Origin of the sequence: Streptococcus oralis, from assembly GCF_023110055.1 — a bacterium.
In the GTDB taxonomy this organism is placed as follows: Bacteria; Bacillota; Bacilli; order Lactobacillales; family Streptococcaceae; genus Streptococcus; species Streptococcus oralis_BY.
The window spans coordinates 1346251-1358550 of the sequence record NZ_JALDVG010000001.1 but is presented as its reverse complement, the minus strand read 5'-3'; the positions used below and the strand labels follow the sequence as shown (position 1 = coordinate 1358550).

At 43.1% G+C, this 12300-nt stretch carries 10 protein-coding genes; all 10 read left to right on the top strand.

The window, feature by feature from the left end; all coding sequences use genetic code 11:
• Nucleotides 1–20: 20 nt before the first annotated feature.
• Complete coding sequence (locus tag M1G01_RS06480; protein WP_247931430.1) at nucleotides 21–1172, top strand: iron-containing alcohol dehydrogenase; 1152 nt, start codon at nucleotides 21–23, stop codon at nucleotides 1170–1172.
• A gap of 104 nt (nucleotides 1173–1276) precedes the next feature.
• Nucleotides 1277–2545: a glycosyltransferase gene (locus M1G01_RS06475; protein ID WP_247931429.1), complete on the top strand. Its 1269-nt coding sequence runs from the start codon at nucleotides 1277–1279 to the stop codon at nucleotides 2543–2545.
• Between the two features lie 3 nt (nucleotides 2546–2548).
• Nucleotides 2549–3529 (top strand): NAD-dependent epimerase/dehydratase family protein, encoded by a 981-nt coding sequence (locus M1G01_RS06470; protein ID WP_049489452.1) that lies wholly within the window; start codon nucleotides 2549–2551, stop codon nucleotides 3527–3529.
• Nucleotides 3504–4319 (top strand): MBL fold metallo-hydrolase, encoded by an 816-nt coding sequence (locus tag M1G01_RS06465; RefSeq protein WP_247931428.1) that lies wholly within the window; start codon nucleotides 3504–3506, stop codon nucleotides 4317–4319. Before M1G01_RS06470 ends, M1G01_RS06465 begins: the two co-directional genes overlap by 26 nt.
• Complete coding sequence (locus M1G01_RS06460; protein WP_247931427.1) at nucleotides 4297–5559, top strand: F390 synthetase-related protein; 1263 nt, start codon at nucleotides 4297–4299, stop codon at nucleotides 5557–5559. Before M1G01_RS06465 ends, M1G01_RS06460 begins: the two co-directional genes overlap by 23 nt.
• A 14-nt stretch (nucleotides 5560–5573) precedes the next feature.
• The gene (locus M1G01_RS06455) at nucleotides 5574–6518 is read left to right on the top strand and encodes a 3-oxoacyl-[acyl-carrier-protein] synthase III C-terminal domain-containing protein (protein WP_247931426.1); all 945 of its coding nucleotides are present in this window, start codon (nucleotides 5574–5576) and stop codon (nucleotides 6516–6518) included.
• Nucleotides 6519–6653: 135 nt separating this feature from the next.
• Nucleotides 6654–8186, top strand: a complete 1533-nt coding sequence (cls, locus tag M1G01_RS06450) for a cardiolipin synthase (protein WP_125412441.1) — start codon at nucleotides 6654–6656, stop codon at nucleotides 8184–8186.
• Between the two features lie 73 nt (nucleotides 8187–8259).
• Nucleotides 8260–8403: a hypothetical protein gene (locus M1G01_RS06445; RefSeq protein ID WP_164497043.1), complete on the top strand. Its 144-nt coding sequence runs from the start codon at nucleotides 8260–8262 to the stop codon at nucleotides 8401–8403.
• A gap of 35 nt (nucleotides 8404–8438) precedes the next feature.
• Nucleotides 8439–9956: a damage-inducible protein CinA gene (locus M1G01_RS06440; protein ID WP_247931425.1), complete on the top strand. Its 1518-nt coding sequence runs from the start codon at nucleotides 8439–8441 to the stop codon at nucleotides 9954–9956.
• A gap of 129 nt (nucleotides 9957–10085) precedes the next feature.
• The gene (gene nrdD / locus M1G01_RS06435; protein WP_049484765.1) at nucleotides 10086–12293 is read left to right on the top strand and encodes an anaerobic ribonucleoside-triphosphate reductase; all 2208 of its coding nucleotides are present in this window, start codon (nucleotides 10086–10088) and stop codon (nucleotides 12291–12293) included.
• Nucleotides 12294–12300: the final 7 nt, after the last annotated feature.

Sequence of the window (12300 nt, the reverse complement as noted above, 5' to 3'; positions counted from 1 at the left end):
AGGCGCAGGAGGAAAAGCATATGGCTACATTTTACGTTCCATCAGTTAACCTTATCGGTAAAGGTGTTGTAAATGAAGTAGGCCCGTATATCAAGGAACTGGGGTATAAGAAGGCCCTTTTGGTGACAGATAAGTTCATCGAAGGCAGTGATATTTTACCTAAGGTCCTAAAACCATTAGATGCTGAAGGGATCGAATATGTGATTTTTAGCGATGTGGAGCCAAATCCGACTTGCAAGAACGTTACAGATGGGGTTGCTGCTCTGAAAGAGCATGGATGTGACTTCATCATCAGTCTTGGGGGAGGGTCTCCTCAGGATGCCGCTAGTTGTATCTCTATCATCACTACAAATGGTGGAAAACCACAGGACTACGAAGGTCTCCACAAGTCTGCTAAAAAAGGCTTGCCAGTGGTTGCAATCAATACAACAGCTGGAACTTCTGCAGAAATTACCATTAACTATGTTATTACTGACGAAGAACGCAAGGTCAAGATGGTAATGGTTGATAAGAACAGCCTCGCCCTCATCTCTGTCAATGATCCAGAACTCATGCTTTCAAAACCGAAAGGATTGACAGCGGCGACAGGTATGGATGCTCTTACTCACGCTGTCGAGGCTTTAGTAACACCAGGTGCTTATAATGTGACCAAGAAACTCTCTATCGGAGCGATTGAACTCATCAAGGAGTATCTTCCTCGTGCTGTGGCAAATGGCCAAGATATTGAAGCGCGTGAGGCGATGGTCAATGCTATCTTCCTCGGTGGTATGAGCTTTAACAATGCTGGTTTGGGCTATGTTCATTCTATGGCTCACCAACTCGGTGCGGTATATAACTTGCCACATGGTGTCTGCTGTGCCATGCTTCTCCCAGTTGTAGAGCGTGAAAATGCCAAACGTGTACCAGAAGCTTTCCGCAATGTAGCCAAGGCCTTGGGACTCCATGTGGAAGGGAAAACAGACCAAGAATGTGCTGACTATGCTATCGCTGAGATTGAAAAACTGTCTGAAACAGTTGGTATTCCGAAGAAACTCACTGAACTCGGTATCCAAGAAAAAGACTTTGACTTTGACTACCTTTCTAAGAATGCTTTGATTGATGCATGTGCGCCAGGCAATCCATTTATGCCAACTTTAGAAGAGACCATTGCTCTCTACAAAGAACTTTTTTAAAGACTAAGTAGAGTGGAAGGAACTTATTCTTCAAAATATAAATAATGTTGGAAAGAACTATCATTTTGGTAGTTCTTTTTTTAAAAATTTGCTATCCTAGACATATGAGAAAAATCAAAATTGATGTGGTTGTAGTTCCTTTGAGTGGGCATCTCTTCCCAACACTGAATTTACTTGCACCCTTGTTGAAGGATCCCTTGTATGAGATTCGATTATTTACAGGACCACAACGAAAAACTGTAGCAGAGGAGATGGGATTCCAGGTGATTCCCATTTTAGAAAATTGTGTAGATGAGTTTGAGCGTGTAGCTAACAATGAAGGGCAGTTAAACCTTTTTTCTGCTTATCGACAGTTGTCAGCTAGTCTTGATTTGATCAATGTGGTTTCAGATCAATTAGTGCAAGAGTGGCAGGAAAATAGACCGGATATTGTGATTGCGGACTTTATAACCCTCTCTGGAGGACTTGTAGCGGAACAGTTGAATATTCCCTGGATTACCACGATGGCGACACAGTTTGCCATTGAAACGACAGATGGACCGCCTTGTTTCTTTGGAGGAATGGGCAGTCCAAAAACATCTTTCCAATCTGCTCAGCAATGGTTAGGAAGAAAAGGAACTCGTTTAGGGAAACGAATCGTAAGCTTTTTATTGAGAGAACGATTGAAACGTTACGATTTTAAGCTCTACAATCAGAAAGGTCAGGAAACCATCTATTCACCCTATTCCATCTTGGGAATTGGGATGAAAGAGTTGGAGCTGAAAAGCGGTTTTCCAGAGCACTACCTTTGGGTGGGACCTTTTGGCTCTTCGATTGAGAGGGCAGAAAATTATCCACTCGATTTGTCTCCTTATGCAGGTTATAAGAAGGTCCTTGTCTCCTGTGGCACTCAGCTAGCATGGGCTAAAGACAATCTCCTCTATCAGACACAACAATTGGCAGAAGCACATCCAGATTGCCACTTCTTTGTGACTCTGGGGTTTGGCGGACAAGACTTCCAATGTGAAGAGCTCATGGACAATGTTTCTGTGGTATCCTATCTTCCCTATAAGGAGTACATTCCTCAGATGGATTATGTGATTCATCATGGTGGTGCGGGTATTTTTTACCAGTGTATCATCTATGGTAAGCCTGCCTTGATTCTCCCCCATGACTATGATCAGTATGACTATGCAGTTCGTGGATTAGAGGCAGGGATTGCCTTGACTGCTAAACGAGAGGATACGGAAGCGATTGGACGTGCCTTTGATGAGTTGTTGGCTAGAGATGACTGGCCAGACTTGAACAGACTTAGTCGTGCAGCTCAAATCTATCAGCCAACAGAGATTCTGAAGAGCGAAATACATCGGCTCTTAGGGGACAAGGAGAAGTAAAAAATGAAGAAAGTATTGGTGACAGGTGCTACGGGCTTTCTAGGCAAGTATGTTGTTGAAGAGCTTAGTCAGCAGGGCTATCAGGTACGCGCTTTTGGACGCAATCGCAATGTGGGTCAGTCTTTAGAAAACTCCTCTGTGGCATTTTTTCAGGGAGATTTGACCAAGCAAGAGGACTTGGCTCGGGTTTGTCAGGGGATGGACATGGTTGTGCATGCGGGTGCTCTTTCTACCGTTTGGGGGCCTTGGGAGGATTTCTACCAGACAAATGTCTTAGGGACCAAGTATGTTCTGGATGCTTGCCGAGAGGCTGGTATTCTGCGTTTGGTTTATGTGTCCTCGCCTAGCATCTATGCTGCGCCTCGAGATCAGTTAGCTATCAAAGAAAGTGCTGCGCCTCAGGAAAATAATCTGAACAACTACATTCGTAGTAAGCTGGCTTCGGAGAAGCTGTTTAAGGACTATCCCGATGTTCCGAGTATTATCTTACGACCTCGTGGGCTTTTTGGGATTGGGGATACCAGTATTTTGCCCCGAGTTCTCAAACTCAGTCAGAAGATTGGCATTCCCTTGATAGGGGATGGTCGTCAGCTCATGGATATGACCTGTGTGGAAAATGTCGCTCTGGCAATTCGCTTGGCACTAGAGGCCCCTCAAGCTAGTGGCGAAGTTTATAATATTACCAATGGGGAACCAAGAGCCTTTAAGGATTTGATAGAAGAAACCTTGAGAGGGTTGGGTTATCCAATAACATACAGAAAAGTGCCAGCTCCTCTTCTTTCAGTTATTGCCAGTAGTTTAGAGTTTCTGTATAAGGTATTAAAACTCAAAGGTGAACCGCCACTGACACGCTATACCTATTATCTGCTCCGTTATAGTCAGACGCTGGACATCAGCAAGGCGGAGCGAGACTTGGGTTATCGCCCTCAGATCAGTATTTCGGAAGGGATTGAACAATATGTCCAAGATTATCGAAAGCATTGATTATTTCCCAGCAGGCTATTGTACCAGCTACACAGGTTTGCTATTTAAGGGAGTTAAGAATCAAAAGATGACCTTTCCAGCAGGTGTTTTTCTTATCAAACACAGGGACAAGGGCTATCTCCTCTATGACACAGGCTATCATTACGATATTAAGACCCGGCTTCGCTATGGTTTCTATCGGCTAGGAACGCCCGTTCAAATGACGGAGAAGGACCAGATTTCACGTTTGCTGGAAGCGAAGGGAATCAAACCAGAAGAAATTAACTATGTTCTTCTATCACACCTACATCCAGATCATCTGGGAGGAGCTAGTTTCTTTCCTCGTGCAACCTTTATCTTGACAAAAGAAGTATATGAAGTCTACCAAAAACCCAAGTTGAAAGACCTGATTTTCAAGGAGTTTTTACCAGCTGATTTTGAGAAAAGACTGACCATTATCAGAGCTGACCAGCAAGATTCAACTTTTCCCTATCGTCCGATTTGTGATCTTTTTGGAGATGGCAGTATCCTAGTTTCTTCTGTTGACGGGCATGCTAGGGGGCAAGCCTGTCTATATTTTCCATACCTTAATCTCCTCATTGCAGCGGACCTCTGTTGGGGAATTGACCTCTTACCTTACACTAAGCAGATGCACCTGATTCCTTCCTTGGTCCAGGATAATAGGGCCGACTATATCAGGGGGACAGAGTTTCTGGAGGAAGTCTTAAAGGACGGTATCGAGGTAGTTGTTAACCATGATCCTGTAGAAAGGATAGAGTCAATCTTACATGAAAAAAATAACCTTTCTTAAAACCTTTATCCAAACTCGTTGGCTTCATCATTTCAAATCTCGAGAAGCAGTAGAAAACTATCAGAAAAAGCAATTAGCTAACTATATGGACTTTTTAAAGCGAGAGTCGCCCTACTTTAAAAATGGGGTTCCTAGCAACTTTGACCATATGGACAAGGCTTTTATGATGGAACATTTCAATGAGCTCAACACCCAAGGAGTGGATCGTGATGAAGCCTTATCCTTAGCTATTGAAAGTGAGAAGACCCGTGACTTCACTGAACTTAAAGGAGAAGTAGCCGTCGGTCTGTCTTCAGGGACGTCTGGACATCGGGGGCTCTTTATCACAACAGAGAAAGAGCGAAGTATGTGGGCTGCGGCTATCTTGGCAAAGATGTTGCCCAAGGGGCAGCTTTTTGGACATCGCATCGCCTTTTTCCTGAGAGCTGATAATGAACTCTATCAGACCATCAATACGGCGCTCATTCGTCTAGAGTATTTTGATATTTTCAAACATACAGATGATCATATCGAGCGACTCAACAACTATCAACCAACGATTATTGTGGCGCCAGCCTCGATGTTGGTTGAATTGAGCAAGCGTCTCAAGGATGGAGAGTTAGCTATTCACCCACAAAAAATCGTTTCGGTGGCGGAAATCTTGGAAGATAGTGATAGGGGACGGATCGCAGAAGCTTTTTCACTATCCATCATTGACCAAGTTTATCAGGCGACAGAAGGTTTCCTAGCCTGCACTTGCTCAGCTGGCAATCTGCATCTCAACGAAGACATTATCTTTGTAGAAAAGCAGTATCTAGATGACCGCCGTTTTTATCCAGTGATTACGGACTTTAAGCGAAGTAGTCAGCCTATTTATCGCTACCAGCTCAATGATATCTTGGTTGAAAATCCGGAGCCTTGTCCCTGTGGCTCCTACTATACACGGATTGACAAGGTCGAAGGACGCTCTGACGACATCTTCTATTTTGAAGGACTGGATGGGGGGCAGGTAACGATCTATCCAGACTTTATTAGGCGTTGCATCCTCTTTGTGGAGAATGTAGGAGATTATCAAGTTAAGCAACATTCTGAGAAATTAGTGGAAGTTTGTCTAAGCCAACTAGATGAGGACGTAGAGACAGCAATTTTAGCACAGTTCCAACTCTTGGCCCAGCAAAAAGAGTTCATAGTTCCTCAAATCCAATTTTCAGATTATCACTGGGATACTGGCCGTAAACTCAAACGTATCCAACGTTTATGAAAGGAAGAAAGACAATGACAGAAGTAAAAAGACATGTAGAAATCGCAGGTTATGGCATTTGCCTTCCAAAGCATACAGTTCAATTTAAAGACCAGACCCGTTATCGTGTAGTTGAAAATGAAGAAACGCAACTTGACTTGGCAGAAAGAGCTATCCAGCGTGCACTTGAACATGCAAATTTAGATATTAAAGATATCGATTGCCTTGTATCAGCTAGTGCAGTAGGTGTCCAGCCGATTCCTTGTACGGCTGCCTTGATTCATGAGCGCGTGGCAAAAGGATTCTCAATTCCAGCAATGGACATCAATACAACCTGTACCAGCTTTATTTCTGCTCTATCGACTATGTCCCACTTGATTGAGGCGGGCGAATACAATCGTGTCTTGATTGTGTCTAGTGAGGTTGGAAGTTTAGGGCTCAATCCCAAGCAAAAAGAAAGTTTTGAACTCTTTAGTGACGGGGCAGCAGCCTTTATTTTCCAAAAAAGTCATCAGGAAAAAGGGGTCATTGCTAGTCTCCAACGTACTTGGTCAGAAGGGGCTCACGATACGGAGATTCGTGGAGGTCTGACTTCTTTTCAACCAAAAGAGTACTCTGAAGCGACGAAGACCAACTATATGTTTGACATGAAGGGGAAGAAAATCCTCCTCTTGTCTGCTCGTAAAATCCCAGTCATGTTTGAAGAGTTTCAAGAAAAAACACAGCTAGCCTTGGCAGACGTGGACTATATCATTCCTCACCAAGCAAGTCGTGCTCTTCCTTTGGTCATGGAAAAACTAGGTGTGGCTGAGGATCAGTACCTCAATCTCGTCACTGACTATGGAAATATGGTGTCAGTCTCTGTACCGTTTGGCCTGGCTTATTCTTTGGAGCATGGACTTATCAAGGAGGGAGATGTCGTTTACCTTATGGGAACTGCAGCTGGTATGACGGTCAATATGTTGGCTCTGAAATTGTAATAATCATCTAAACACGGAACGACTGGAACTTGAGCAAAGGTAAACGGTTGCCATCTACCCCTGAACTGAGGTATACTAGTAGAAACAGTAGTTTATCAAGCAGTTAAGGAGAATGTCAGAAAAGAAAGGGGATGTATGACAGCTAGAAAAATGCAGCTACTCATGTCCAAATATGGTTTCAGTATTACCATCATGTTGGCAGAGTTGTTTATCGTCTTTGGTTTATTTCTCTATCTAGGGCAAATGGCTCCAATTGTCTGGATTATCCTAGTCATTTTAGTGAGTTTAGCGACCATTGTATCGATTGTCAATCGGTCCATGAATCCTGAGAGTAAGGTAACATGGCTATTAGTAGCCTTTGTACCAGTGTTTGGCCCCTTACTCTATATCATGTTTGGAGAGCGTCGTTTATCTAAAAAGGAAATGAAGCAGCTAAAGCAGCTCCAATCAATGGTTGATCGAGAGGACAATAGTAGAGCTCTTCGTTTGGAGTTAAAAGAACAAGACAAGTCGGCTTACGGCGTTATCAAATCTCTCCTCAGTATGGATACGAATGCCGATGTCTATGATCGAACGGATACACAATTTTTTGCATCTGGTGAAAGCATGTGGCATCAGATGCTAGAGGATCTCAAGAAAGCTGAGAAGTTTATCTTTCTCGAATACTATATCATCGAAGAAGGTTTGATGTGGAATAGTATTTTGGAGATTTTGGAAGAAAAGGCAGCTCAAGGTGTAGAAGTGAAGCTTCTCTATGATGATATTGGTTGTATGGCAACCTTGCCTGGAGATTACACCATCCAGCTTCGTGGTCGAGGGATTGAAGCTCACAAATTTAACAAGGTGATTCCACGTTTGACCGTTGCTTATAACAACCGTGATCACCGTAAAATCATGATTATCGATGGTCAAATTGCCTATACAGGTGGTATCAATCTGGCTGATGAGTATATCAACCATATCGAACGTTTTGGTTACTGGAAGGATAGCGGTATTCGGTTGGATGGTCCAGCAGTAAAGGCTTTTACCAGACTCTTTTTATCTGCATGGTATATCAACCGTGGAGAGATTAGTGACTTTGACCAATACCATCTCGAAAATCAGCCCAAAGATGGGATGGGGCTCTGTATTCCCTATAGTAGTGGACCAAAACCCATCTACCGAGCTCAAGTTGGAAAAACGGTCTACCAAAATCTTATCAATCAAGCTACAGATTACGTCTATATCACGACTCCCTATCTGATTGCGGACTATGATCTCACCGAAAGTATCAAAAATGCAGCTCTGAGAGGGGTAGATGTGCGAATTGTAACACCGTGTATACCAGATAAGAAGGTCATCCAATTGGTTACTCGTGGAGCCTATCCAGACTTGTTATCTGCGGGGGTTCGTATTTATGAGTACAGTCCGGGATTCCTTCATAGCAAGCAAATGCTTGTCGATGGAGAAGTGGCCACCGTGGGAACAATCAATTTTGACTATCGGAGCTTGCTCCACCACTATGAAAATGCCGTTTTGCTTTATAGAACGCAGTCCATCATCGATATTGAAAGAGACTTCGAAGAGATTTTTAAAGTTTCTCAAGAAATTTATCCCCACACTATCAAAACTAGCTGGTATCAAAGCCTCATCAAAGAAATTGTCCAGTTGTTTGCACCTATGCTCTAACTATCGACCAAGATCTAGCCCAAGGCTGGGTCTTTTTTGTTTTCTTACGAATAGATAAGTAAAGGAGAAAACCATGCTTAATCTAGAAGATGATGATTTTATCAGAGAGTATAGTAATAGTCGATTTCATCGTTTTCGTGAAATCGAACGCTTTGCGCTATTGGATAAGAAATTCAGCAAATATCAATCCCAAGCTGACATTCCTGTAAGATTTTGATATACTAAAACAGATAAACTTAGAGGAGAAATTGAATGAACGTATACGGGAAAATAGATGAGAAACAAGAAGAATCTCATTACCAAGACTGGTCAGTGCCAGAGAAACGAGAAGGAGCTCCCATTCCCTTTTTTAGTATTTTGCTTTGGAGTTTAGTGGCCACAGCCATTTCGGTTGCCCTACCTAATATTTTTGGTTTAGTCAGTCCGCAACAAACCCAGGATCTTTATACCGGTTGGGCCTTGCATCAAAATGGTCAAATGTATACAGATTATTTTGGGACGGAGGGATTGCTCTATTATGTGCTAACCTACCTTTTTCAAGGCAGTATTCTGATTGCTTTGGTTGAGTGGTTGGCTTTGTTTGGAGCAGGTGTTTTTCTTTTTAAGGCTGCGGATACTCTTGTCGGCCAAGAAAATGAAGCGAAGCGAGTTGTCTTTATTCTATACTTGCTTGTAGCGGGCCTCGCTTTTGGTGGCGGTTATGCTCTCTTGCTAGCCCTGCCTTTCCTATTTTATTCATTGAGTATCGTTACAAATTATCTAGCTTTTCCAAAGGATGATAAAGGATTTGTACGAGTGGGGATGAGCCTTGCTCTCGCTTTCTTCCTTGCGCCAATCCCAACCGTCTTGTTTGCGACTGTACTGGCCTTGGGCATCATCGGCTATAATCTAGCTAAAGGTCACTTTGTTCATGGCTTATATCAGTTCTTTGCGTCAGCCCTAGGATTTTCACTCTTATTCTATCCTTTAGGCTACTATACAGTGTGGACAGGTAGTTTTGGAGATGCCATTAGCCAGACCTTGTATCCGGTAAATACTCTTAGCCTCTTTTCAAATTCGCATTTGCTTGAAAATGCAGCCTTCTACGGTTTGCTTGCTATTGGATTAGGTTCCCTTGTCTTGCTCTTTACAGGCTTGTTCCAGTCAAAACCAGCCAAGCAATATGCCCTCTCAATTGCTGCTAGCTTGGGATTGTTGGTTTCTTTGGGAATCTTGATTCTCTCCAAAGAACCTATCAACGGTACTCGTCTTGTGGTGCTAATTCCTTTCTTGGTCTTGCTCCTTCTGACAGGAATCAAGGAAGATGTTTCGGATGGAGGCGGTCGTCGTAGAAGAAGACGTGAGAAACAAACTTCTTTCCTTAAAGGAAATTTCTATCTACCACTGATTGGCCTTGCCTATCTCATTGTTCTTCCTATCGTGAGTCGCTACCTTTCGCACCCAGCGACTTATCAGGAGAGAGACCGTCTTGCTAGCGTGGTCAAACAACAAACGAGTTCTGAGGATCGTGTCTATGCTTGGGATGATCGTCCTGATTTCTACCGTGCAAGTGAACGCTTGGCGCCGACTTCTCTATCAACTCCAACACTTTATACTGCAAGCGATGAAAATAAAACCAAACTGATGAATGACCTGAAAGAGAATCAACCGAAGATGATTGTGGTCAATCAAAAAGTTGCCTTGTGGTCAGATGTAGAGAGCTGGATCAGTGAAAACTATGAGCTTGTTCAGACAGATACTAGCGAGTTCAAACTATATAAATCAAAATAACAAAAAATCAATATCTTGTGGAATTTTAAAATTTTTAGGATTTTTAACACAAGATATTGATTTTTATTTTTAGAGTGGTATAATACTGAATATAAACAATTCAACAATATTTTAGAAAAGGGCATGGATATGATTGTATTAGAAGAAAAGCTTGCAACCGTTCCCACCTTGTTCGTTGAAAAACGAGATGGTAGACGTGTGGTGTTTGATGTAGACAAGATTGACAAGGCTCTCCACAAGGCGGCGGAAAAGGTTATGGACGTTACGCCTCTAGTAGAAAAACGCCTAAATGGTCTAGTTGAAAGAATCGTGACGGAAATTCACAGCCGCTTCCCTCAAGGTGTCAAGATTTACGAAATTCAAAATGTCGTAGAACATGAACTCCTTGAAGCCAAAGAGTATGCGCTGGCTGAGGAGTATATCACTTATCGGACACAAAGGGATTTTGAGCGCTCAAAAGCGACAGATATAAACTTTAGTATCCATAAACTTCTCAATAAAGATCAAGCAGTTGTCAATGAAAATGCCAATAAAGACAGTGATGTCTTTAATACCCAGCGTGATTTGACAGCAGGGATTGTTGGGAAATCAATCGGGCTGCAAATGCTTCCTAAGCACGTAGCCAATGCTCATCAAAAAGGGGATATCCACTATCATGACTTGGACTACAGCCCCTACACTCCTATGACCAACTGCTGTTTGATTGATTTTAAAGGCATGTTGGAAAATGGTTTTAAGATTGGGAATGCAGAGGTAGAGAGTCCCAAGTCTATCCAGACTGCAACAGCTCAAATTTCACAAATCATCGCCAATGTTGCTTCTAGCCAGTACGGGGGTTGCTCAGCTGACCGTATCGATGAAGTATTGGCGCCATATGCAGAGAAGAATTATCAAAAGCACCTCAAAGATGCAGAAGAGTGGGTCTTACCTGAAAAACGGGAAGATTACGCTTGGAAGAAAACGCAAAAGGACATCTACGATGCCATGCAATCTCTTGAGTATGAAATCAACACTCTCTTCACTTCAAATGGGCAAACACCTTTTACTTCGCTCGGTTTTGGTCTAGGAACTAGTCGTTTTGAGCGGGAAATTCAAAAAGCTATCTTAAACATCCGAATCAAGGGGCTTGGTTCAGAACACCGTACAGCTATCTTCCCTAAACTCATCTTTACGCTGAAAAGAGGCCTTAACTTAGAGGAGGGGTCACCTAACTACGATATCAAACAGTTGGCTCTTGAGTGTGCAACCAAGCGGATGTACCCAGATGTCTTATCCTATGATAAGATTATCGAACTGACAGGCTCCTTCAAGGTTCCTATGGGCTGCCGTTCTTTCCTCCAAGGATGGAAGGATGAGAATGGTGTCGAGGTCAATTCAGGTCGTATGAATCTAGGTGTTGTGACAGTCAATCTGCCTCGTATCGCCCTCGAGTCTGAAGGGGATCTGAATAAGTTCTGGGAAATCTTCAATGAGCGTATGAACATCGCAGAAGATGCTCTGGTTTACCGTGTTGAACGGACCAAGGAAGCAACACCAGCGAATGCCCCTATCCTTTATCAGTACGGAGCCTTCGGTCGCCGTCTCGGAAAAGAAGAAAGTGTAGATCAACTCTTTAAGAATCGCCGCGCGACAGTTTCGCTGGGCTACATCGGTTTGTACGAAGTTGCGACGGTCTTCTTTGGAAACAGCTGGGAAAGCAATCCTGAAGCCAAGGAATTCACATTGGATATCATTCGCGATATGAAACGTCGTGTGGAAGAGTGGTCTGACCAATATGGTTACCATTTCTCTATCTACTCCACACCGTCTGAAAGTCTGACAGACCGCTTCTGTCGCTTGGATACAGAGAAGTTCGGCTCTATTCCGGACATCACGGACAAGGAATACTACACCAACTCTTTCCACTACGATGTTCGTAAAAATCCAACACCGTTTGAAAAATTAGACTTTGAGAAAGTTTATCCAGAAGCAGGTGCGTCAGGTGGCTTTATCCATTATTGTGAGTATCCAGTTCTTCAACAAAATCCTAAGGCCCTGGAAGCTGTTTGGGACTATGCCTATGACCGAGTTGGCTATCTAGGGACCAATACTCCGATTGATCGTTGCTACAAGTGTGACTTTGAAGGGGATTTTGAACCAACTGAGAGAGGCTTTGCTTGTCCCAACTGTGGCAATAGCGACCCTAAAACAGTAGATGTAGTCAAACGTACGTGTGGTTATCTGGGAAATCCTCAAGCGCGTCCGATGGTTAACGGACGCCACAAGGAAATCGCTGCGCGTGTCAAACACATGAATGGCTCAACCATTAAAACGGCAGGACATGAAGTAACAAATTAGAAGGAAA